The organism is Sphingopyxis soli, from assembly GCF_018682675.1.
Taxonomy (GTDB): Bacteria; Pseudomonadota; Alphaproteobacteria; order Sphingomonadales; family Sphingomonadaceae; genus Sphingopyxis; species Sphingopyxis soli.
Genome location: NZ_JAFMTR010000024.1, coordinates 1 through 23245, shown reverse-complemented (window position 1 = coordinate 23245; position 23245 = coordinate 1). Strand labels below are relative to the sequence as shown.

Annotated in this window: 21 protein-coding genes; 7 read left to right on the top strand and 14 right to left on the bottom strand. The window is 65.5% G+C overall.

Annotated features, from left to right (window positions below; all coding sequences use genetic code 11):
• Position 1 precedes the first annotated feature (1 nt).
• Entirely contained in the window at positions 2-1234 is a 1233-nt protein-coding gene (locus J1N50_RS03225; RefSeq protein ID WP_215350336.1) for a CaiB/BaiF CoA transferase family protein, read from the top strand.
• Between the two features lie 14 nt (positions 1235-1248).
• Positions 1249-2361 (top strand): Gfo/Idh/MocA family protein, encoded by a 1113-nt coding sequence (locus tag J1N50_RS03220; protein ID WP_215350335.1) that lies wholly within the window; start codon positions 1249-1251, stop codon positions 2359-2361.
• Here the strand turns inward: J1N50_RS03220 and J1N50_RS03215 are convergent.
• The 4 genes from J1N50_RS03215 to J1N50_RS03200 are packed head-to-tail and all read right to left on the bottom strand — an operon-like array spanning position 2358 to position 6100.
• On the bottom strand, positions 2358-3527 hold the full coding sequence (locus J1N50_RS03215) for a thiolase family protein (RefSeq protein WP_215350334.1): 1170 nt from the start codon (positions 3525-3527) through the stop codon (positions 2358-2360). The two genes, J1N50_RS03220 and J1N50_RS03215, sit on opposite strands and share 4 nt — an antisense overlap.
• Positions 3524-3919, bottom strand: coding sequence for a Zn-ribbon domain-containing OB-fold protein (locus J1N50_RS03210; protein WP_215350332.1), 396 nt, complete (start codon positions 3917-3919; stop codon positions 3524-3526). The genes J1N50_RS03215 and J1N50_RS03210 overlap by 4 nt, the downstream gene beginning before the upstream one ends.
• Positions 3916-5316: an MFS transporter gene (locus tag J1N50_RS03205; RefSeq protein WP_215350330.1), complete on the bottom strand. Its 1401-nt coding sequence runs from the start codon at positions 5314-5316 to the stop codon at positions 3916-3918. The genes J1N50_RS03210 and J1N50_RS03205 overlap by 4 nt, the downstream gene beginning before the upstream one ends.
• Before the next feature lies 1 nt (position 5317).
• Complete coding sequence (locus J1N50_RS03200) at positions 5318-6100, bottom strand: SDR family oxidoreductase (protein ID WP_215350328.1); 783 nt, start codon at positions 6098-6100, stop codon at positions 5318-5320.
• 117 nt (positions 6101-6217) lie between these two features.
• Between J1N50_RS03200 and J1N50_RS03195 the strand changes: the two genes are divergently transcribed.
• Positions 6218-6874, top strand: coding sequence for a TetR family transcriptional regulator (locus J1N50_RS03195; protein ID WP_215350326.1), 657 nt, complete (start codon positions 6218-6220; stop codon positions 6872-6874).
• A gap of 146 nt (positions 6875-7020) precedes the next feature.
• Here J1N50_RS03195 and J1N50_RS03190 read toward each other — a convergent pair whose 3' ends face one another.
• The 7 genes from J1N50_RS03190 to J1N50_RS03160 all read right to left on the bottom strand — a co-directional run bounded on the left by J1N50_RS03190 (position 7021) and on the right by J1N50_RS03160 (position 15121).
• Entirely contained in the window at positions 7021-7848 is an 828-nt protein-coding gene (locus tag J1N50_RS03190; RefSeq protein ID WP_215350324.1) for a coniferyl-alcohol dehydrogenase, read from the bottom strand.
• 36 nt (positions 7849-7884) lie between these two features.
• Entirely contained in the window at positions 7885-9258 is a 1374-nt protein-coding gene (locus tag J1N50_RS03185; RefSeq protein ID WP_215350322.1) for a phosphotransferase family protein, read from the bottom strand.
• A complete protein-coding gene (locus J1N50_RS03180) occupies positions 9258-11465 on the bottom strand; it encodes a CoA transferase (RefSeq protein ID WP_215350320.1) in 2208 nt (735 codons plus the stop codon). The genes J1N50_RS03185 and J1N50_RS03180 overlap by 1 nt, the downstream gene beginning before the upstream one ends.
• 3 nt (positions 11466-11468) lie before the next feature.
• Complete coding sequence (locus J1N50_RS03175) at positions 11469-11897, bottom strand: Zn-ribbon domain-containing OB-fold protein (protein WP_215350318.1); 429 nt, start codon at positions 11895-11897, stop codon at positions 11469-11471.
• 5 nt (positions 11898-11902) lie between these two features.
• Positions 11903-13120 carry a thiolase C-terminal domain-containing protein gene (locus tag J1N50_RS03170; RefSeq protein WP_215350316.1) on the bottom strand — a complete coding sequence of 406 codons (1218 nt, stop codon included), beginning with the start codon at positions 13118-13120 and terminating at the stop codon, positions 11903-11905.
• Between the two features lie 67 nt (positions 13121-13187).
• The gene (locus J1N50_RS03165; protein WP_215350314.1) at positions 13188-14414 is read right to left on the bottom strand and encodes an alpha/beta fold hydrolase; all 1227 of its coding nucleotides are present in this window, start codon (positions 14412-14414) and stop codon (positions 13188-13190) included.
• Positions 14411-15121, bottom strand: coding sequence for a FadR/GntR family transcriptional regulator (locus J1N50_RS03160; protein ID WP_215350312.1), 711 nt, complete (start codon positions 15119-15121; stop codon positions 14411-14413). Before J1N50_RS03160 ends, J1N50_RS03165 begins: the two co-directional genes overlap by 4 nt.
• A 130-nt stretch (positions 15122-15251) precedes the next feature.
• Between J1N50_RS03160 and J1N50_RS03155 the strand changes: the two genes are divergently transcribed.
• Positions 15252-16367, top strand: coding sequence for an amidohydrolase family protein (locus tag J1N50_RS03155; RefSeq protein ID WP_215350310.1), 1116 nt, complete (start codon positions 15252-15254; stop codon positions 16365-16367).
• A gap of 149 nt (positions 16368-16516) precedes the next feature.
• Here J1N50_RS03155 and J1N50_RS03150 read toward each other — a convergent pair whose 3' ends face one another.
• Positions 16517-17389, bottom strand: coding sequence for an LOG family protein (locus tag J1N50_RS03150; protein ID WP_215350307.1), 873 nt, complete (start codon positions 17387-17389; stop codon positions 16517-16519).
• 46 nt (positions 17390-17435) lie between these two features.
• The gene (locus tag J1N50_RS03145) at positions 17436-18137 is read right to left on the bottom strand and encodes an extensin family protein (RefSeq protein ID WP_215350305.1); all 702 of its coding nucleotides are present in this window, start codon (positions 18135-18137) and stop codon (positions 17436-17438) included.
• A gap of 172 nt (positions 18138-18309) precedes the next feature.
• Between J1N50_RS03145 and J1N50_RS03140 the strand changes: the two genes are divergently transcribed.
• From J1N50_RS03140 to J1N50_RS03130, 3 genes are all read left to right on the top strand, one after another.
• Positions 18310-19434, top strand: coding sequence for a phosphoserine transaminase (locus J1N50_RS03140; protein ID WP_215350303.1), 1125 nt, complete (start codon positions 18310-18312; stop codon positions 19432-19434).
• Positions 19435-19542: 108 nt separating this feature from the next.
• Complete coding sequence (gene serA / locus J1N50_RS03135; RefSeq protein WP_215350301.1) at positions 19543-21129, top strand: phosphoglycerate dehydrogenase; 1587 nt, start codon at positions 19543-19545, stop codon at positions 21127-21129.
• Positions 21130-21295: 166 nt separating this feature from the next.
• Positions 21296-22411, top strand: coding sequence for an ATP phosphoribosyltransferase regulatory subunit (locus J1N50_RS03130; protein WP_215350298.1), 1116 nt, complete (start codon positions 21296-21298; stop codon positions 22409-22411).
• Here J1N50_RS03130 and J1N50_RS03125 read toward each other — a convergent pair.
• Positions 22408-22785 carry a DOPA 4,5-dioxygenase family protein gene (locus J1N50_RS03125; protein ID WP_215350296.1) on the bottom strand — a complete coding sequence of 126 codons (378 nt, stop codon included), beginning with the start codon at positions 22783-22785 and terminating at the stop codon, positions 22408-22410. The genes J1N50_RS03130 and J1N50_RS03125 overlap by 4 nt on opposite strands.
• Positions 22786-23245: the final 460 nt, after the last annotated feature.

Here is a 23245-nt window from a genome sequence, read left to right as displayed (position 1 = left end):
CATGACCAAAGTGATGTCCGGCATCCGCGTTCTCGAGGTCGCGCAATTCACCTTCGTGCCCGCGGCGGGCGGCGTGATGACCGACTGGGGCGCCGATGTCATCAAGATCGAGCATCCGGTGCGCGGCGATGCGCAGCGCGGTATCCAGATGCTGCAGCGGCTTGCGGTCAATCCGCAGCGTTCGTCGCTGATGCAGCATCCGAACCGGGGGAAACGCAGCGTCGGGATCGATATCTCGACCAAGGAAGGCCGCGAACTGCTCTACGAGATCGCGAAGACCGCCGACGTTTTCCTGACCAACTATCTCCCCTCGGCGCGGCAGAAGCTGGGGATCGACATCGAGCATATCCGCGCGGCGAACCCCGACATCATCTATGTCCGCGGCAGCGCCTTCGGCGACAAGGGACCCGAGCGCGACAAGGGCGGCTTCGACAGCACGGCCTATTGGGCGCGCGGCGGCTCGGCGGTGTTGGTGACGCCGAAGGAACTCGACGGCCCGCTGACCCAGCCCGGACCGGCCTATGGGGACACGATCGGAGGAATGAACATCGCGGGCGGGATCGCCGCGGCGCTGTTTCACCGCGAGCGCACCGGCGAGGCGACCGAGGTCGATGTGTCATTGCTGTCCTCCGGCATCTGGGCGACCGCCTGCTCGGTCGATGTCGCGATGGAACTGGGCGCCGATCCGTTCGAAAACCAGATGCCTGGTGGCAGCCAGGCCGTCGGCACCAATCCCTTCATGGGGGTGTTCAAGACATCCGACGGCAAGTTCATCAACCTGACCGTGCTGTCGCCCGGTCCTTATATCGAGGATGTCTTCGGCCATCTCGGTATCCCCGAGGCGGCGCAGGACGAACGTTTTTCGACCACCGAGGCGATCATGGCGAATGCGACTGAAGCCTATCCGCTCGTCAAGCAAGCGATCGCGGCGCAGCCCTATGCCTATTGGATCCAGCATCTCAAGACGATGAAGGGGCAATGGGCCGCGTACCAGTCCGTGCATGACGTCTCGAGCGATGAGCAGGTACTGGCGAACGACCTGATCTTCGAGGTTGAGAGCGCCGATGGGGGTGCGCCGATCCGGCTCGTCGCCAACCCGGTACAGTTCAACCGTGCCGGCGTCCAAAACACCCGCGCGCCCGAGGCATCGGAGCATACCGAGCTGTTCCTGATGGAATTGGGGCTCGAATGGGACCGTATCGAGGATCTCAAGAAAAAAGGGGCGATCGCCTGACAGGCAAGAGCGGTATGGCCGTCCCTCCGCTTCGCGTCGGTATCATCAGCGCAGCCTGGGGCGCCAGAGCACATCTGCCCGCCTGGCGTAGCCTCGACGGGATCGAAGTCACCGCGATCTGTACCTCGCGCCCCGAAACGGCCGCCAAGGCGGCATCGGACTTCGGGATCGCCCGCGCGTTTCATGACTTTCGCAAAATGGCGACCGACCCCGAAATCGATATCGTCGATTGCGGGACACGGCCGCCGCTGCGCTTTGCCATGGTGATGGCGGCGCTCGGCGCGGGCAAGCATGTCTATAACGGCATTCCCTTTGCGAAGAACCTCGCCGACGCAAGAACAATGGTCGACGCGTGGCATAAGGCGGGCACCGTAGCGGTGGTCGATGCCTTCATGCAGGCCGTGCCTGCCATGGTGCAAATGAAGGCGATGACCGACGCCGGCTGGCTCGGCGAGCTCTTCGGCGCCGATATTGCGTTCGAGGTGCCTTTGTTCAGCGCGGCGCAGACCAATGTGCCGGGTTACGTCTGGTTCGCCGATCCCGCGAACGGAGCGAGTGCGGGGCGAAATCTGGGGAGCCATATGCTGCACCTGCTGGTGCATTTTTTCGGGCCGGTGGCGGCGGTCGCCGCCGACCAGTCTTTGGCATTGAAAGAATGGCCGTTGGACGGCGAGACCATCCGTCCGGCGGTGCCCGACCGGGCGTCGATGTTGCTGCGCCATGCCTCCGGGCTGCCGACGCGGCTGGAGGCGAACTGGTGCAAGATCGGCGGCGACGGGTTCCGTTTTTCGGTCTGGGGATCGAAGGGGCGGCTTGAGGCGCGCGCGCCGGTATTTCCGATGGCGCATGATACGCGGCTGTTCGGGACGCGCGATGCGGCGCTGGGGAGTGCTGCGATGGACGCGATTCCGATCGAGCCGGAGCATCTGGCGATGCCGGGATGCCGCGCGATCGCCGATCGGCCTGAGACGGGGTTGTTTGCGCTGGCGTCGATCTTTGCGCAGATGCGCGATGCGATACATGGCAGGGGTAAGGCCGCGCCCGATTTCGCGCAGGCGCTGCATGTGCATGAGGTCGTCGAGGCGGCGGTGCTCGCGAGCGACGAGCGGCGCTGGATCGACGTCTAATCCCGCCGCAACAGCATCGAGCCTGCAATAAATCCGCCACCCATCCCGCACGCACCGACGCTGGCCCCAACGACCTGACGCGCGTCCGCTTGCCCCCACAATTGGGTGCAGACCTCGTGGAGCAGCCCGAAACCATGCAGGCGCCCGCCCGACAATTGCCCACCGCCCGTGTTCACCGGGAAGCGTCCACCGGGGCCGATATTCCCTTCGGCAATGAAGTCCTTCGCCTCGCCATGACCACAGAAGCCCATCGCCTCCAGCCAATAGGGCACGAAGATGCTGAACCCGTCGTAGAGGCCGAGGACATCGACGTCGGCGGGTTTCAGGTCGGTGCGTTTCCACATGTCGGCGGCACTGTCATGCGCGCCCATGGTGGTGAGGTCGGGGCGCTGGTCCCAGGTTTCCTGCGAGCCGAGCGCGGCGCCCATCGCCTCGATCGTGAGCGGCGCGCGCGCGCAATCCTTCGCGGCGTCTGCAGCCGAGACGATGATCACGCAGGCACCGTCGATCGGCACGTCGCAGTCGAACAGGCCGAGCGGCGACGAGATCATCCGCGCGCCCAGATAATCCTCCATCGTCAATGGCGATTGCATAACGGCAGCAGGGTTGTGCTGCGCAAAGACCCGCTGACCGGTTGCGATCATGCCCAGATGCTCCCGGGTCATGCCGAACTCGTGGAAATAGCGCGTTGCCATCCAGCCTGCCCAGTTCGACGCCGACATCGCATTGGCGGGAACGAGATAGCTGTACCAGCCGCCGAGCCGCGCGCGCCCCGCGCCGGGAATGCTCGCGCGCTGGGTCGCGGTTTGCGAACTGCTTTCGGTAAGTGCACGAAAGCAAAGCACGTGACGCGCCTGTCCCGTGGCAACCGCCATTGCCGCGACCATGAGCGGCGCCATCTGCGACGGGCCGTCGGGGACGGCGCTATGCCACCGGGTCTTGAGGCCAAGCGCGTTACGGACTTCGCCGGTGCCAAGCGGCGACATGCCGGGCGAGTTGTCGGCCTTGCCCGGATAGGTCGAGATGCCGTCGATATCCTCTTTCGTCAGGCCCGCGCATTCGAGCGCGCGCTTCGCCGCTTCGGCGAGATGCGCCATCGCGGGGCGTCCCGTCTTGCGCCCGATGTCGGACATGCCGACGCCGGTGATCGCGGCGTTCATCGTCATTGCGCCGGCTCCCACTGCGGAAACCAGATATCTTCGATGTTTACGAAGGTTACGCGCATCGTTTGGCCGATAGTGACATCGTCGGGGTTCATGCCGACAACTTCGGCGGTGACGCGGACGCCGGGGGCGCCGTCGAGGTCGACGACCGCCAAAGCGAAGGGGACCTGCATTCCGGGAGCCCATTGCTGGTGGTTGACGGTGTAGGAGTAAACGGCGCCTGTTCCAGAAACAGCTTTACTCTCAATGGCTTCGCTCCAGCATTTGGGGCAGATCAACTGCGGGGGGTGGATTGCGTGCCGACAATCGGCGCAGAAGGCGATCATCAGCTTGCCCACCGCACCGCCGGTCCAGAAGGCGGTGTTTTCGGGGGTGAGTTCGGGGAGCGGTCTCATGCTTGTTCCTGCGGCTTGATGTTGCGCGGCAGCGCAAAGGCGACGAGGATCGCCGCAATGCAGAGCGCGACGATAACGGCGACGGTGAGATCGTAAGCGAAGGGCGAGGGATAGGTTTCGTCGCCGCGGCGGACGACATCGACCGCAAGCAAGGTCGTCACCATCTGCGCGCCGATGCCGAGAAACAGCTGGCGAATGACGGTGAGCATCCCCGAAATCTCGCTGATCCGCTCGGGCGGCGACGCCTGTGCGATGATCGTCGGGGCGACCGAAAAGAGCATCGTCGCGCCGAAGCTGATGACGATCAGCTGTGCGACAACAAGCGCAAAGCTGTTCACGTCGAGAATGAAATAGAGAAGCCAGCCGACGGCTGTGACGAGCCCGCCCACGACGATCGCGAAGCGTCCCCCTCCCCGTCCGGCAAGCCAGCCACCGAGTGGACCTGCAAAGGCCGAACTGAGGTTCGACGGCAATTTGGCGAGCCCGGCCACGGTCGCCGAGAAGCCGAGCCCGGCAACGGTCCATGCCGGCGCCTGAAGCAGCAACGAAAAGAAAACGGTAATCTGTAAGGTGCTCATCGAGACAAGCGCCGTGACGGCACCGCCGACGGCAATCGTGCGGTTGCCGAAACTGCGGATCGCGATGAGCGGATTGGGGCTGGCGAGGCTGCGTTGCATCCACCAGGCGACGAGCGCGATACCGGCGACAAGCGAGCCGAGCGACCAGGGATTCGCCCAACCCCAGTCCTTTCCGGTGCTGAAATAGACGAGGATCAGCGCGACCCCCGGCGCGAACGCAAGCCCCGAGAACCAGTCGACAGGCGGTCCCGAGAGACGACGCGGCGATACCGGAACGAAAGCGAACAGCGCGAGCGCGGCGGTGATGCAGAGGCCCGCGCTGGTGAAGAAAATGCCGTGCCAGCTGAACCGGTCGACGATCATGCCGCCGATGACAAGCCCCGCCGCGGTGCCGATCGACGCACCCGAAATCATCAGCCCGATCGCCATGGGGGCGCGGTCCTTGGCCATATTTTCGTGTACGAGTCCGATGCAGAGCGGGAGGATGGCGCCGGTAACCCCCTGCATCAAGCGACCGGCGAGCAGCACCGGAAAATTGGTCGAGAGCGCACTGATCAGGGAACCGACCGCGCCGACCGCAAGGACGACGATCAGCGTCCGGCGCCGCCCGAACATATCGCCGATCCGGCCCACCACCGCCGCAATCGCGGCGCCGACGGTCAGATAGCCGGTGATCAGCCAGCCGACCATCGCGGGATTGCCAAAATCCTGAATCAGCCTCTTCAGTGCCGCGAGGATCATCGCGGTTTCGAACGAGCCGGTGACTTCGGCGATCCAGAGTGCACCGATCAGCAACGGGAGGTCGCGGCGCCCCTCCACCCTAATCGCTGGCCTGTTTCGCCCCGTCGGGCACCCCGACCTGCGCCGCGCGCACCTCGACAAGGTCGATTCCGATGTCGGCGGGAAGTCCGATGACCGCGAGCAGCGCCTCGGCCATCGATTCGGGCGTGGCCGATTCGCCGGTCATCGCGGCGTGGCCGGTTTCAACGATCTTCTTGTAGAAGGCCGCGACCGTCTCCTGCGACCAGCCCTTGCCGCCCGAACCGCCCTTGACCGATCCCGAGCGCAATATGGTGACGCGGATATCGTCGGCGCGCAGTTCATCGCGCAGCCCCTGGCACAGCGTTTCGACCGCAGCTTTGGTGGCGGCGTAGAGCGCCAGCATCGGAAACGGCATGCGGACCGATTCACTGCTGATCGCGACGATCTGCCCCTTGCTGGCGCGCAGGTGCGGGATGCTGGCGCGGATCAGCCACGCCACGCCAAGGATATTGATGTCGACATGGCTGCGGACGATGTCGTCGCTGCCATGCTCGAAAGCGAAGGGGTGATAGACGGCGGCGTTGGCGACGACGACATCGATGCGACCAAAATGTTCGACGATCTGCGCGACCGCGGCATCGACGGCGTCCGAGGCGGTGACGTCGCAGGGCAGCGCGAACACGGCTTCACCAAATTCCCGGGGGAGCGAGGCCAGTTCGTCCGATGGGCGGGCAAGGCAGGCCACGCGCATTCCTGCTCCGACCAAAGCGGCGACGAAATGCCGCCCCATCCCTTTCGATGCGCCGGTCACCACCGCGACCTTGCCCGCCAGCCTCTCCATCCCGAATCCCCGATTTCCGTCAGTTTCTTATCATTTTTGACGATACGTCAACTTTTTGCCATATCGCAAGCCTGCTGTTAGAATTGGCATGAAAAACAGGGGCAGGACCGGATTTCGATGACCGAACAGGCGCTGGTAGATCGGGACGGCTCCGACGCGATTCGCCGCAAGCTGGGCGCCAAGGGGCAGCGCACGCGGCAGCAGTTGATCGACGCAACGGTCGCGCTGCTCGAAACGCATGGGCTGCGCGACGTGTCGGTGGTCGATGTGGCGCGCACCGCGCAAACCTCGCCGGCCACTTTCTATGTCTATTTCAAGGGCGTGTCCGAGGTCGTTCTTGCGGCGCTCGAAAGCGCGACGCAAACCTCGCCCGAACTGGAAGCAATCATCGCGCGGGATTGGCTGACGCCGGGCGCGGCAGCCGACGCACGGGCATTCGTCGATCACTACACCGAAATCTGGAACCGCCACCGAACGATCTTCGTCGTCCGCAACCTGGCCGCTGAAGAGGGCGACGCGCGTTTTTATGAGGCACGCATGAACCTGGCGCGGCCGATCATGGGCGCGATCAGCGAACAGGTCGAGCGCGCGCAGGCGGCGGGCCGCATTCCCGCCGACCTTTCGCCACGCGCGTGCGCGGGGACGATGCTGATGATGCTCGAACGCCTGTCGGCCATCGGACCGATCAGCCGCGAAGACGAAGGCGTCGGTTATACCGAGTTGAAGGCGGCAGCCGCCCATAGCGTGGCGATGATGCTGGGTGCGCGGGATTGAGGATAATCCTCCCTGTGGTCGGAGACCATGGGGAGGTGGCAGCGCGAAGCGCTGACGGAGGGGCATTAGCGCCGACGTTGCCGCCCCTCCACCACGCCCTCCGGGCGCGGTCCCCCTCCCTGTCGCTTCGCGACAGGGAGGATTCGTCATGCCGCGGACGCTTCCGCAATCATTTGCTGGATGTTGAGCACACCGGTGGCGAGCCCCCCGGCCAGGCCAGCATCCACCGGCAGGCAGACCCCGCTGATAAAACGCGCCGCGTCGCTGTTGAGCAGGATCAGCGGCAGCGCCTGTTCCTCGGGGGTCGAATAGCGCCCCTTCGCCTTCGCGAAGGCGCCGAGAACCGCGTCCCCCGCGATCTTGCGGAATTCGCCGAGCATCGGGGTGTCGATCGGACTGGGCATCGTGCAATTGATGCGGATGTCGCGGCCGATCAGGTCGGGCGCGCTGACCTGCGTCCATGTGTTGATGAGCTCTTTCGACAGCGAGTACGGATCGCCAAGTTCGGCGGCGCGGTCGGCGTACCACTGCCGCGCTTCGGCAAAGTCGGTGATGCCCATAAATTCACGCAGCAACGGTTGCCGCGCCAGATAGCCCATGCCGGCGAGCGACGAAACGCTGACGATCGCGGCGCCGGGATTGAGGTGCGGAATCCAGCCCTCGGTCCATGCGCGTATGCCCAGGAAGTTGACGGTGACGACATCCTCGCCGGGGAAGGTCTGCGGCAGACCCGAGACATTGAACACGGCGTCGATCTTGCCGCCGATGGCGGCGATCCCGGCGGCGATGGCGTCGGGCTTTTTAAGGTCGACCTCGGTGAAGCTGGCAAGGTTCACGGGGGAGGGTTTGATGTCGGCGCCATGCACTTCGGCACCGAGATCGACCAGCAAGCGGGCCGCGGCTTCGCCGGTTCCCGAGAAACAGCCCATGACGACGACGCGCTTGCCCTTGTAGCCCAAAATATCTTTAGCCATTGACCCAGACCTTTCCTGATCTTTCCCGGGGAACCGTTATTCCAGCGGCGCAAATTTCGTGTCGGCAAGCCCGCCCATCGCATCGGCCATCAGCGCCGCATCGCGCGTTTCATGCGCGTTGCAGAGGATGATCGCGCGCTCCGTGGCGATCCGATCGCCCGCCACTTCGTCGCGGAACGCCGACCAGGCCGCAGCATGGTTGGCGAATTCGAGCCCGAGTGCCGCCTCGATCTCCTGCTTTTCCGCCGCATGGAATCCCGGCTCGAAACGCTCGATCGCGCGCCACCATTTGATCAGGCGCGCCATGCCCTTGGCTTTTACCGCCGCCTGCTGGTCGGAAATGCGCGGCACGATGCTGTCGCGGATGTCGGCAAGCGCGATAGCGAAACTGCGGTCGTGCGCGCCGATGGGCGCTTCGGGCAAAGCGACCGGCGGCAGATCAATTCCCGCCGCTTCGGCCAATGCCTCCGACAGCACGCGCCGATGGATCGTCGAATAGACGAGGTTCATGCCGAGATTGGGCGGCGGCGGCGCGTCGGGATCGTCGTAGCGCGAGCGCCGCGCGAAACCGGTCTGGAAGAGAAGCCGCCAGTATCGCACGCGCGCGAGATCGACCTTGTGCCCGCCCGCCGCTTCATAGGCCGCGAACGCTTCGGGAAGCGGGACGAAGCCCTGGAACAGCATCCGCAGGCAGAGCATCGCGAGGTCGGCCATCGGATCGCCGTAATGAACGAGTTCCCAGTCGAGCAGCGCGGTCACCCGCTCGCCCTCGAAAAGGAAATTGCCCGGCCCGGCGTCGCCATGGACGATCACCGGCGCCGGCATGTCGGTAGGAACATTCGCGTCGAGCCAGTTCAGCGACAGGTGGATCAGCGGATCCCACGCCCTTCCGCTGTTCGCGGAGCGCAGGGCAGCGATGCGCCGTTTGATGAAGGCTTCGGCGGGTTCGACCGGCCCCATGCCCGCGACCGGGGCTTCGGCCACATCGATGCGGTGCAGCGCGGCGAGCTGGGCCATGAAATCGCGCGCCAGCGCACTGCGCTGGCGCGCGTCGGCGATCCCGCCAAAACGGTCGTTACCCGATACCATGCCGCACACGAGCGCGCGCTGGTCGGCGACCGACGCGAAATAGGGAGCGACGCGTACGCCTGCGCCCGCGAGAGGCCCCGAGAGCGCACGCAGCACGGCAGCTTCGCGCAGAAACGCCGCATCGTCGCCCGCCCCCGCCTTGTGCACGTCGTAATTCATATAGGCGCTCGCGGTGCGCCCGTCGGGCCAGGCAAGGTCGAGTTCGGCGCCGTCGCGCGATGCGCCGCCGCCGCCGCGCGGGCGGACGGCGGTCACGCGGGCGCCGCTTGCCCGCTCGACTGCGGCGGCAAGGCCTTCGGGAAGGAGGTCGGCTGGCGCCATCAGCCGACGATTTTCGCTTCGCGGAAACCCGCGATCTCGGCATCCGAGTAGCCGATTTCGCGCAAAATTTCGTCGCTATGCTGGCCAACCGCGGGCGCGCAACGCTTGAAGACGATCGGCACATCGCCGAAATGCCAGAAGGCGCCCGGCTGTTCGACGATGCCGTAAAGCGGCTGCGGCAGGACCGAAACGAGGTTGAGGTCGCGGTTCTGCGGATCGTCGAAGAAGCGGTTCATCGCATCCTCGAAGTTGACCATGTCGCCGGGCACGCCGGCGGCCTCGAGCGCGGCGAGCAGGTCAGCGGCGGTTCGGACTTTTGCGGCAGCCTCGAAGTGCGCTTCATCGCCGAGCAGATCGCGCAGGGCGGCTTGTTGTTCGGGCTTGTGCGCGGCGACAGCGACCCACTGGCCGTCGGCGCATTCAAAGATGCGGTGGTAGGGCGAGAAACCGGTCTGATCACCGGTCAGATGATAGGTTTCGGTAAGGTTCCCGTCGGGCCCGATCAGCCGCTCGCCCTGCGTGAACGCGGCGACGCCGAGGAGCGAAGTCTGGGTCGTGTGCCCCCTGCCCCCTGCACGCTTGGCGTAAAGCGAAGCCATGATCTCGACGAGACAGCTTTGCGCCGATGTGACGTCCATCGTGCCGGGGCGGTTGAAGACGGGCTTGTTCCCCTCGCCGGCATTCTCGAATTCCCAGCCAGCGATGGCGTTGAAGATCGAGTCATAGCCCGGCCAGTTGCCGCGCGAGCCCCGCTGGCCGTAGGCGCTGACATAATTGAATGCGACGTCGGGGTTGTACCGGCGGATGCCCTCTTCGCTGAGGCCAAGTTTCGCGGCGCCCTTGAAGCGCATATTGTGGTGCACGACTTCGGCCCACCGGATCAGCCGTTCGAGGATCGGCTGTGCTTCGGGCTTCGTCAGGTCGAGCGCGAGGCTGCGTTTCGAGCGGGCGGCGGCCTGATAATAGCGGTGCATGAACCGGATACGGTCGCCGGTCAGCGCCTCGACCTTGATCACATTGGCACCCATGTCGCCCATCATCGACGGACCCATCGGGCCGGCGAGGAACATGCCGAGGTCGAGGACGCGGACGCCTTCGAGGATTTCGGCGGGCGCGGCGCCCTTGCCGGTAGCCGCGGGAGGCGGGGTCCAGTCCGCATCGCCACCCTCGCCAAGACGCGGGGCGGGGCGACCCTGCGGCAGGTCGGCATCGGTGTGGAAGGGCACGTTCGGCTGGCGCGTCCTTCCAAGATGGGGGTCGTCGACTGCGATCACGAAGCCGTTCGCCTCGACCTCCGGATGGCGCAGGACTTCGCCCATGGGATAGGCGGGTTCGACCGCGATATCGGCGGCGCGCAGGTCGGCAATCCAGCGATCTCGCGGGCGGCGGCGGAAGGCGTCCTCGACGCCTTCAGGGGTTTCGAGATCGATGTCGGTCTCGGCCATCACCTCCCACATCGTCGGCATGGTGGCGTAATCGAACTGGCGCGTCGGATCCATGATCTGGAGCCAATCGCCGTCCTGGCACTGGAACAATTGCTGCGCCATCGCGCGGGGCGCGTCGGGGGCATAGGTCGGCGGATTGGGCATCGGCCCCTCGCTGTTGCGCGCCCAGACGAGCGGCAGCGTCGAGAGGAAACCCTGGAACAGCGAGGTGTGCGCGGCGCCGCCCTGCCCCGATTGAAGCCGCATGACGAGCCGCGCGAGGATGCCCGATGCAGCGAGGTGCGCGGCGGCCCAGCTGCCCTGGCGATAACGGTAGACGATGGGGCCGCCGCGGTAGCCGTCGTTCTCGTAGAGCGCGCCGACGCGCGCTGCGACGAGCAGGTCGTCGGCGCTGCGCTCGACGTCGCGGTGATTGTGCGGGCTGCCGGTGATGCCGCAGGTGACGAGGCGCGGGAAAGACGCCGCGAGTGACGCGTCGGCGAGAGCCAACGCCTCTGCCTGTTTCGGCGTGAACTGGTGGAGCAGGACGTCTGCGCCGGCGAGGCGGCCGGTCAGTGCGGCGAGACCTTCGGTGGTGTCGAGGTCGAGGACGAGGCTGCGCTTGCCGCGATTCCAGTTGGCGAAGGGCGCGGTGCCGCGGGCGGGATCGCCGCCGGGGCGCTCGACTTTCAGGACATCGGCGCCGAGCTCGGCGAGCATCAGCCCCGCGACCTGGACCGCCATCCCCTCGCCGATCTCGACGATGCGAAGGTCGCCAAGCATCGCTCAGGCCTTCTTGAAGTTGGGAAGCACCCAGTCGTCCTGGATCGGGGTCCAGTCGACCGTGACCTTCATCCCGATATGAACATCCTCTGCATCGCAGCCCGAGACGTTCGCGTTGAGGCGGGCGCCCGGCGCGCCGTCGAGGTCGACGACGACGGGGACATAGACATAATCCTCGCCATTCTTGGGGTTCTTGTTGCAGATCGCATAGCTGAAGACGGTGCCGGTGCCGGGGAGCGCGGGCCATTCCTTGGCGCGGCTGCCGCATTCGGGGCAGACCGCGGTCGGCGGCATGCGAAAATGGCCGCAGTCGCCGCATTTGCAGGCCGTAAGCTTGCCCTCCTTCGCCGCCTGCCAGAAGGGTTCGGTATCGGGGTTGGTGGTGATGCGGATCTGGTCGCCGGGAAGCGCGCGGGCGGGGCCGTAGGTCATATGGGTCAGTCCTTGCGCAGAATGAGGCTGGAGACGGGAAGCGACGCCGGGCCGCCCGAGACGAGCGCGAATTCGGCGTCCTTGACCTGGTTGATCGCGGTGCCGCGCACCTGTTCCACGCCCTCGACGATATGCGTCATGCCGATGATATAGGCTTCGTTGAGGTTGCCGCCGTGGGTGTTCACCGGGATGCCGCCATTGACGCCCTTGCCGGTGGCTGGATCGTAGCGCAGCTTGCCGGAGAGGACATAGTCATTCCCCTCGCCCTTTTCGCAAAAGCCGTAATCCTCGAGCTGCATCAGCACCATCGGGCTGAAATGATCGTAGATCAGCGCGACGTCCATGTCCTTAGCCGAAAGGCCCGATTGCGCCCAGACGCGATCGGCGGTGAATTTGTGGCCCGAACTCGCGAAATGCGGGTCGGGCATTCCCATCCAGGCAAAGGCGCGGCCCCATTCGCGCTGGCCGCCATGCGCCGCGGCGTGGACGACCGCCGGCTTGTGACGGCAGTCCTTCGCGCGATCCATCGTCGTCGTAATCACCGCGACGGCGCCGTCGGTCTCAAGGCAGAAGTCGAGCCGCCGGAGCGGATCGGCGAGCATCACCGAGGCGTCATACTGCTCCTTGGTCAGCGGCTCCTTGCGAACCGCCTTCGGCCGGTTGTGGGTGTTTGCCCGCGTCGCCATCACGACCTCGCCGAACGCATCCTGCGTCGTTCCGTAAAGGTGCATGTGACGGCGTGCGAGCACGGACATCAGATGGCCGGGGCCGACAAGGCCCGAGGGCTGGAGGAAGCTGTTTTCGGGATTGGGCGCAGCCGAACCGAACACGACGCCGAGGCGGTGCTGCGGTAGTTGCTGCAACGCCATCAGCGTCACCGAATAGGTGCAATCCTCGTTCATCAGCCCCGCGGTGGCGAGGCCGATCGCGCCGGGGCAGCCGCCGCCGCCGCTGGTCAGCGTCGCCGACCAACTGATGTGCGGCATCCCCAGCGTTTCCATGAGAGAAGCGGTATCGAACTTGTCGAGATAGCCCGCACCCGCGGTCGAATAATAGGAGAAGCCGTCGATCTGCTTGTGGCTGATCCCCGCATCGGCGCACGCGTTCATGATCGCCTCGGCCGCCATGTCGTTGATCGTGCGCGGCCAGCTTTTGCCACGGACATAATAATCGGTCGCCCCGATTCCGACGATCGCGCACTTGTCCTGATTGGCCCAGGCCATGCTTCTCTCCCGATTCCCAGTTATCTAACTAGGTTTGATATGATGCCGCGCGCGGCTTGTCCAGCCATCAAGCGAAATGGAGTTTCCGATATTTGCCGCGGAAGTAGAGCAAGGGGTCGCGGCGGGGTTCGAAAATCGCTTTGATAACGCGGCCGACGAGCAGGAAATGGTCGCCGCCGTCGTGGACCGCGTCGCGCACGCACTCGAAGCTGCTGAGCGATCCGGTCAGCACCGGCGTGCCAAATTCCCCAACCTCCCACGGGGTCGCGGCGAAGCGATCCTCTCCCTTCCCCGCGAAGCGGTTCGATGTCGGCTGCTGGCCGATCTGGAGCACGTTCACCGCGAAGCGTTCGGCCTCGCGCAGAAATGGAGCGCTGCCCGCATTGTTGGCGATGCAGACGAGCAGCAGCGGCGGGTCGAGCGACACCGAAGTGAAGCTGTTCGCGGTCAGCCCGATCGGACGGCCATCGGGGCAGAAGGCGGTGACGACGGTGACCCCGGTCGCAAAACAGCCGAGCGCGTCGCGGAAGGTCCGCGCATCGGAGCCGGCGCGATATTCGGGCGAGCCGCGGGGCGCACGGCGCTCGAGAAAATCGATCAAATGGCCGCCGAGCGCATCGACCCGGTCATCGGTCACGACAAGCGCCGCGTCCTCCACTTCGACGAACTCGCCATCGGGAAGCCTGTCGACGAACGCCTCTGCGTCCTCACGCGACACGATCTCGCTCATTGCGCCGCGAACATAGAGCGTCGGGAGCCCGATATGCTCGGCGACGCCGTCGAGCCGCTCGGTCATCGCTGCCGCGTCAAAGGCACCCAGCACCCGGATGTCCCACCGAGCCTGGCCCGGCGCGAGCATCGCGACGTCACGAAGCCGCGCGCCGATCTTTTGCGACACGTCGGGATCGACGTTGAGCGGGAGGTCGACAAGCACCAACCCGGCCGCGAGCATTGCCGCATCGCGTTCCAGCGCCGCGGCGGCGATCCATCCGCCAAGCGTCGAGGCGACGACCACCGGGCGCGTGCCGAGCTGCGCGAGCACCGCGCGCAAATCCTCGACCATCGCCTCGAAATCATAACGGCCGTCCTCGGGCCACTCGCTGCCACCGTGGCCACGCAGGTCGAGGCTAATGACGCGGCGCCCCGCCTGTTGCAGCGCGTTGGCTATGCTGTCCCAAACGCGGCGGGTTTGTCCTGCGCCGTGAATCAGCAGCACCGACGGATCGTCGTCCGCGCCGATCACCTCCGCCGCGAGCCGCACCCCGGCGAAACCGCGATATTCAAAGATGCTCATGCCTTGGCCTCCTGCATAGCCCCGCCAAGGTTCAGCCAGATATCGAATTGCTCCGACCGACGCCGCATCATCAGGCGCGCGATATCGGCGTCGCCGTCGAGGATCGCCTGACAAAGGCTGCGTTGCATCGCGCGCGTGCGTTCGCGCCGATCGGCGTCGGCGTAGAGATCGCTGCCGCGCTCATCGAGGCCAAAGCTGTAGCCGATCTCCATCACCAGCTCGACGACGGGATTGCCGCTCATCCGCGCGATCATTCGCGCCAGCTCGACCTCGGCCACGATCAGTTCGCGCGCGGTGTCATGGCCGTCGATCCGGTCCAGGAAATCCCGCATCCGTTCGGCATCCTCGGGCGTGCGCAGGCGCGCGGCTGCCACCGCGGCCTCCTCCGACACCGGGCGCGTTACCTGGATGACATCGCCAAGGCTCGCGCCGCGCATGCGCAAGAAGCGCGCGAGCGACTGGATCGCGTCGCGGGCATCGGGCCGCTCGGCGAAATACCCCCCCTTGGTCCCGCGCCGGATGCTGATCAGCCGGTCGCGTTCGACCATCTTGGCCGCCTGGCGGAGGGTCGGCCGGCTGACCCCGAAGCGTCCGAGCAGTTCGTCCTCGGCGCCCAGATAATCGCCGGGATTGGCGGCAAGGCTCAAGCCTGCCAGCGCGCGCGCGGTGCGGCTTGCGAGCGTTTCATTAGCGCCAGCGGTCTGCATCAACATCTCCCTTAACAGGTATCTGTTTACGGGACAAAGAGGCAAATGTCCAGATTCTCCTTGCTCCATCTTGTATAACTAGGTAGTTATTAAGCGAGATCAGACCAGCCGAGTCGAGAGGATGACTGCCATGAAGCCCTTTGTGTTCAGCGCCGACAGCCACATCATGGAACCGGCCGATATTTTTCTGGAAGGCCTGCCCGCGTCGCTGAAGGATCATGCGATCCATGCCCGCAAGGAAGGCGAATATCTGATCACCGGAACCAAGGATAAGATCATCTATCGCCTGCGCGTCGGCCAACACCGCGAAAAGGCGCTGGGCGATAACGAGCGCAGGGGCATTCGCGAGATTTCCGGTCGGCTCGAAGATATGGAGCTGGAAGGGATCGACAGCGAGATCTGTTTCCCATCGCTTGGTCTCTGGCTCTATTGCCTCGACAATGCCGATGCCGAAGCGGCGTCGGCGCGCCTCTATAACGACTGGAACGACGGCTTTCTCGGCGGCCATGCCAATCGTTTCGTGCGTTGCGGCATGTTGCCCGTGCTCGACTTTTCGAACACGCTCGCCGAACTCGACTATCTGGCGTCGAAGGGTTTCACCGCCGCGATGTTGCCGGCGGTGTCGCCGCCGAACCTGCCCAAATATAACAGCGAGGCGTGGGATCCGGTTTTTGCCAGGGCGGCAAAGCTGGGGATCGTGTTCGTCATGCACACCGGCACCGGCCTCGAAACCGTCGTGATCGAGCGCGGTCCCGGCGCGGGCATCATCAACTATACCAACCAGATGACCGACGCGCAGCAGACGGCGATGTATCTGGTCTCGGGCGGGGTGCTCGACCGCAACCCCGGCGCGCGGGTCGCCTTTATCGAAAGCGGCGCCAGCTGGCTCGTCGCGCTCGCGGAGCGCATGGACGAGGTATCGGTCGCGCATGCCAATTTCGTCCTTCCAAAGCTGAGCCGCGCTCCGAGCCAGATCGTCGACGACCAGGTCTGGGCGAGTTTCCAGCACGACCGCGCCTGCATCACGTCCGCCGCCGCCGGCCTGCCCGGCGCGAAGAATATCATGTGGGGTTCGGACTATCCGCACGCCGAGGGCACATTCCCGATCAGCCGCCGGATCGTCGACGAACTGTTCGAAGGGCTGGACGTCAGCGATGAGGTGCGCCGCAACATATTGGGATTGAACGCCGCGCGGCTGTTCGGGGTGGAGCCCAAGGTGGCGACGAGCGAGCGGGTGGCGGCGTAACGTAGATCTTCCCTGTTGCCGCAGGCCAGGGGAAGGTGGCAGCCCGCAGGGCTGACGGAGGGGCATTAACGCGACGTCGCTGCCCCTCCATCATCGGCTACGCCGACAGTTCCCCTTCCCACCGCTTCGCGGCAGGGAGGATCATCAACTCAATGATGCTCGACGTTCGCGTAGAAGTCCTGGATGATCGCCCAGGCTTCGTCCGCCGTCTCGACGAATTTGAACAGGTCGAGATCGCGCGCGCTCACCACGCCTTCTTCGACCAGCGCGTCGAAATTGACGACGCGCTGCCAGAATTCCTTGCCGAACAGGACGATCGGGATCGGCTTGATCTTGCCCGTCTGGATCAAGGTCAGCAGCTCGAACATCTCGTCGAAGGTGCCGAAACCGCCGGGGAACACGGCGACCGCGCGTGCGCGGAGCAGGAAGTGCATCTTGCGCAGCGCGAAATAGTGGAACTGGAAGCTCAGCGACGGCGTGACATAGCGGTTCGGCGCCTGTTCGTGCGGCAGCACGATGTTGAGCCCGATCGATTCGCGCCCCTCGTCGGCGGCGCCGCGGTTCGCGGCCTCCATGATCGACGGCCCGCCGCCCGAGCAGACGACGAAATGGCGACAGCCATCCTCGTCGCACGGCACCTGGCTCGCGAGCCGAGCCAGCTTTCGGGCTTCGTCGTAATATTTGGCCTTGGCCTTGAGGCGCCGCGCGATGGTGCGCTGGATGTCGTCGGTCGCCGCGGCTTCGAGCGCGTCGGCTTCGGCAGGCTCGGGGATGCGCGCCGAACCATAGATGACCAGCGTCGACTCGATTCCAGCTTCGTCGAGCAGCAGTTCGGGCTTCAGGAGCTCGAGCTGGAAACGAACCGGGCGCAGATCCTCGCGTAGCAGGAAGTCATTGTCCTGGAAGGCCAGCTTGTAAGCCGGATCGGCGGTCTGCGGGGTGGTCGTCGCCTGCTTGGCGAACTGGGCGTCATCCTTGGCCTTGTGGAAGCGCGAACGATGGGGTTGCTTGTCTTTTGTCATTGGCGGACGGCTAGCCGCTTCGCGTGACTTTGCCAAGTCGGGCGCCTTATCGGCAGTATCCGTTGCCGCTCATGTCCATGTGGAAATGATTGTAGTGCGCCGCGTTGTAATCGGGGCTCAGCACCGTCCCGAAACGGCGGCACGCCGATTTGTGCAGCGCGCGCAGGAAGTCGCGCGAGGCCCGATCGCCGTTCCAGCCGCCGTCGAGCATGATGCGGCGCCCGTCGGCCAGCACGAAACCTGCGACGTCGATCGCGTTCGAATAGGCGTGCTGCGAAATCCGTCCCGACCGGCCGCCATAGATGTTGCGGCAGCTGTAGGTGCCATAGGTCTCGATCTTCACGACGTCCTGTCCGAAGAACTGGCGCGCCGCCGGCTTCACCGCATAGTGTGCCCACGCCGCGAAATTCCTGGCCAGCGGACAGGTCATCGGGCCGAGGTTGGTGACCGGCGTCCCGATATCGAGCAGCTTCACCGAATCGATCGAGCTGCACCCGCCGCCGTGATCCGTGTTCGGCAGTGGGGTAAAGCGCACCCCCGCCTGCTTGAGGTCGAAGGCGCATTGCCTGGCCTCCGGGCTGGTGAAGGACGGCGTTCCGGTAACTTGCGGCCGCTGCGGCGTGCTGGCGCCCGCGTGCTTCCCGCCCCCCTGTTTCATTACGTCCGGCGCGCCGAAACAGGCCGAAAGCGCCAGTGCAGCAGTCGCCGCGACTAGCACCCGAGGCCGAAGGAAAGCAGGGAACGCCATGGCGCCAATCTGTAACGAACATGGTTAACAAATCGCTAACTCTCGCTCTCGGCTCATCGAAAATTTCGCCCGGCTCGCGCATTTTGTTTGACAGTTGCGCGCCCGTCCCTAAACGCGGCGCCGGGCCACGCGGTCCCAACGCCGCGCGAGCTCTCTGTAAGGAGAGTATGACATGACTGACGTGCGTAAACCGCAGGCAAGGCCTGCGCGTCCCTTCTTTTCCTCCGGTCCGTGCGCCAAGCCGCCGGTCTGGTCTCCCGACAAACTCGCCACCGAATCGCTCGGTCGCTCGCATCGCGCGAAGATCGGCAAGACGCGCCTCGCCTATTGCATCGACCTGATGCGCGAGATGCTGCAGCTCCCCGACACGCACCGCATCGGCATCGTGCCCGGATCGGACACCGGCGCGTTTGAAATGGCGATGTGGACGATGCTCGGCGCCCGCCCGGTCACGACGCTCGCCTGGGAGAGCTTCGGCGAAGGCTGGGTCACCGACGCCGCCAAGCAGCTCAAGCTCGATCCGACCGTCATCCGCGCCGACTACGGCGAGCTTCCCGACCTGGGCCAAGTCGACTGGTCGAACGACGTCCTCTTCACCTGGAACGGCACCACCAGCGGCGTCCGCGTGCCCGATGGCGAGTGGATCGCCGCCGACCGCGAAGGGCTGAGCTTCGCCGATGCAACCTCGGCCGTGTTCGCCTACGACCTGCCGTGGGACAAGATCGACGTCGCGACCTTCAGCTGGCAGAAGGTGCTCGGCGGCGAAGGCGGCCATGGCGTGCTGATCCTCGGCCCGCGCGCTGTCGAACGGCTCGAATCCCACACCCCCGCCTGGCCGCTGCCGAAGGTGTTCCGCCTCGTTTCCAAGGGCGCGCTCGCCGAGGGCGTGTTCAAGGGCGAGACGATCAACACGCCGTCGATGCTCGCCGTCGAGGATGCGATTTTCGCGCTCGAATGGGCGAAGTCGCTCGGCGGTCTCGACGGACTCAAGGCGCGCAGCGATGCCAACGCCGCGGCGCTCGACAAGATCGTCGAAGACCGCGACTGGCTGAGCCACCTCGCCGCCGATCCCGCCAGCCGATCGAAGACCTCGGTCTGCCTGTCGGTCGCCGGCGCCGACGAGGGCTTCATCAAGACGTTCGCCGGCCTCCTCGAAGCCGAAGGCACGGCTTATGACATCGCGGGCTATCGCGACGCGCCCCCGGGGCTTCGCATCTGGTGCGGCGCGACCGTCGACACCGCCGATATCGAAGCGCTCGGGCCGTGGCTCGACTGGGCTTACGCCAGCCTCAAGTAATTTCAGTGTGTCCCCGCGAAGGCGGGGACCCATCTCCTGCCATTTCATTCCGCAAGCATCGGGAACTGGGCTCCCGCCTTCGCGGGAGCACACGGAAGGTTCAATATCATGACTGCACCCAAAGTCCTCATCAGCGACAAGATGGACCCCAAGGCCGCCGCGATCTTCGCCGAACGCGGCATCCACGTCGACGTCATCACCGGCAAGACCAGGGACGAGCTGATCGCGATGATCGGCGCCTATGACGGCCTCGCGATCCGCTCGGCCACCAAGGTCACCGCCGACGTCCTCGCCGCCGCGGCGAACCTGAAGGTCGTCGGGCGCGCCGGGATCGGCGTCGACAATGTCGATATCCCGGCCGCATCGAAACGGGGCGTCATCGTGATGAACACGCCCTTCGGCAACAGCATCACCACCGCCGAACATGCGATCGCGATGATGTTCGCGCTCGCGCGCCAGATCCCCGAAGCCAATGCGCTGACCCAAGCGGGCAAATGGCCGAAGAACGACTTCATGGGCGTCGAGCTGACCTCGAAGACGCTCGGCCTGATCGGGTGCGGCAATATCGGCAGCATCGTCGCCGAACGCGCGCTGGGCCTGCGCATGAAGGTCGTCGCCTTCGACCCCTTCCTGACCCCCGAGCGCGCGATCGAGCTCGGCGTCGAAAAGGCCGATCTCGACACGCTGCTGGCAAAGGCGGATTTTATCACGCTGCATACCCCGCTGACCGACCAGACGCGCAATATCCTGTCGGCCGAGAATATCGCCAAGGCCAAGAAGGGCGTTCGCATCATCAACTGCGCGCGCGGCGGGCTGATCGACGAGGCGGCGCTCAAGGAAGCGCTCGACAGCGGCCATGTCGCGGGCGCGGCGCTCGACGTGTTTGCGACCGAGCCGCCGCCGGCCGACCACCCGCTGTTCGGCACCCCGAACTTCATCTGTACGCCGCACCTCGGCGCGTCGACCGATGAAGCCCAGGTCAATGTCGCGATCCAGGTCGCCGAGCAGATCAGCGACTATCTGCTCACCGGCGGCATCACCAACGCGCTCAACGTGCCCAGCCTGTCGGCGGAGGAAGCGCCGAAGCTGCGCCCCTATATGAGCCTCGCCGAAAAGCTCGGTAGCCTCGTTGGCCAGCTCGCGCACGACAATCTGACGACGATCTCGATCGAAGTGGAGGGTGCCGCCGCCGAACTCAACCTCAAGCCGATCACCGCCGCGGTGCTGACCGGCCTGATGCGCCGCTATTCGGACAGCGTGAACATGGTCAACGCCCCGCACCTCGCCCGCGAACGCGGTCTCGACGTCCGCGAAGTACGCCACGACCGCGACGGAGACTATCACACGCTCGTCCGCGTCACGGTCGCAACCGAAGCGGGCGACCGTTCGGTGGCGGGCACCTTGTTCAGCAACGGCGACCCGCGCCTCGTCGAGATGTTCGGGATCAAGGTCGAGGCCGATCTCGACGGCCACATGCTCTACATCGTCAACGAGGACGCGCCGGGCTTCATCGGCCGCATCGGCACGACGCTCGGCGACGCGGGGCTCAACATCGGCACCTTCCACCTTGGCCGCCGCGCCGCGGGCGGTGAAGCGGTGCTGCTATTAAGCCTCGACTCGCCGCTGCCGGAACCCCTGCTGTGGCAGATCTGCCAATTGCCGGGCGTGAAGACGGTGAAGGGTCTGAAGTTCTGACGCCAAGTTCCCCGCTCGCCTGCGGGAGGGGCAGCGGGACTTACGCGCTTGCGCGTTAGTCGCAGCGGGGTGGGCATCCGCACCGTCGCTGCCCGCCCCTAACCCCTCCTGCAAGCGGGCGGGGGACTATATTGAACTCCCCTCTCCACCCTTCTAAGGCCACCCCATGCCCCGCGCCCCTGCCCTGTTGCCCGAAGGCCTCCGCGACCGCTTGCCGACGCAGGCCGAGGCCGCTTCGCGCGTGACGCGCGCCCTTGTCGATACGATGCGGTCGCACGGCTATGGCCGCGTGTCGCCGCCGCTGGCCGAATTTCGCGAAACGCTTGGCGGCGACGATGATCGCAGCGCGCGCGACCTCCTTCGCTTCACCGATCCGGTGTCGCAGCGCACGCTCGCGCTGCGTCCCGACATCACGCGGCAGGTCGGCCGCATCGCGACCTCGCTGCTCGCCAAGGCGCCGCGTCCGCTGCGCCTCTGCTACGCCGGCCAGATCGTCAAGCTGCGCGCGAGCCAGCTCCGTCCTGCGCGCGAGATGCTGCAGGTCGGCGCCGAACTGATCGGCAGCGACAGCGTCGCCGCGGCGCGCGAGATCGTGACCGTCGCGATCGATGCGCTCGACGCGGCGGGGATCGACGACGTCACCATCGACTTCACCCTGCCCGATGCCGTCGCCCTGCTCGCCGACGGGCCGTTGCCGGTCGAGGCCGATATCGAAAGCCTGCGCGACGAACTCGACGCCAAGGACGCCGGCGCGTTGGCGCGCATCGGCGCCGAAGCCTATCTGCCGCTGCTCCGCGCGACCGGCCCGTTCGATCGCGCCATCGCCGACCTGCGCGCCTTCGACACGACCGGTACGCTCGCCAGCCGGATCGACGCGCTCGAGGCGATCGCCGCGCCGATCCGCAATCGCGTATCGCTGACGCTCGACCCGACCGAGCGCCACGGCTTCGCCTATCAAAGCTGGTTCGGCTTCCAGATCTTCGTCCCCGGCCAGGGCGATGCGATCGGCCGCGGCGGCGGCTATGCAATTCCGCTCGGCGAGGACCAGGAGGAATCGGCGGTCGGCTTCTCGCTCTATCCCGATCCGCTGATCGACGACGGCCTCGGCGCCGAAAATGACGCCGAACGCCGCATCTTCCTCCCCCTCGGCCACGATCCAGCCCTCGCCGCAAGCCTGCGCGCCGACGGGTGGCAGACGGTGGCCGCGCTTACCGATGCGGAGAATGCCGAACGCCTCGGTTGCGGCTTCACCCTCGGACCCGACGGCCCGGTCGAAGTCTAGAAATCCGAAATCCCGAAGCGCGGGATCCCCTGATTGACGCCGGGCGGATCGAGCACCGTCACGTCGAGTTCGACCGGCTCGCCGATCCAGTGCGCGAGGCTGGTGTGATCGGCGAGATCGTCCTCGGTCAGCGGATGGACGAGCGCCCGCAGCCCCGTCGCCTCGATCGCCGCGAGTACCGCAGGCCGATGGCTGGCCAGGAAATGCACCTCATATTGCGCGATCGGGTGCGGTGCGGCGGGTCCGTCGGTCAGCGCGCCGACGAACAGGATCGCCGGGTCGGCGCCGAACGCATCGCGCAGCGCGACCGCCGCGGGCCGCTCGGCGGGATCGTAGTAGATATGCGCATGATAGGGCGCGTCGGGGTTCGTCATTCGGGCATCGTTTTCCAACTTGGGTCACACCGAATTCGACCCGGAGCCAGTCTATTGAACGGAAAGGCAAGTGCCGGGTCAAGCCCGGGATTCGCCCCGGCCCGGCGATCATTTTGAACGCTTCGGCTATCGCGACGCTGACGACGGGAACAATAGCGGCGAACGACGGTTGTCGGAACACCGAAACCAGAAAGGGGGCGGATCGCCCTCGTCGCCGGAGAGAGACAATGAAAATGTTTCTGAAAATTTTCGCAATTGGCAGCTCGATACTGATCCTGTCTGCCTGCAATACGATTGAAGGCGCCGGGAAGGACGTCGGGTCTGTCGGCGACTGTGCCGATGGCGTGAAGGGCAACTGCTAGAGTGTTTTCAAGTCAGGTGGAATCACCTGACGACCCGGAAAACACGGCAAAACAGGAATCTGGAGTGCCGGTTTTGATTCAATCAAAACCGAACGCAC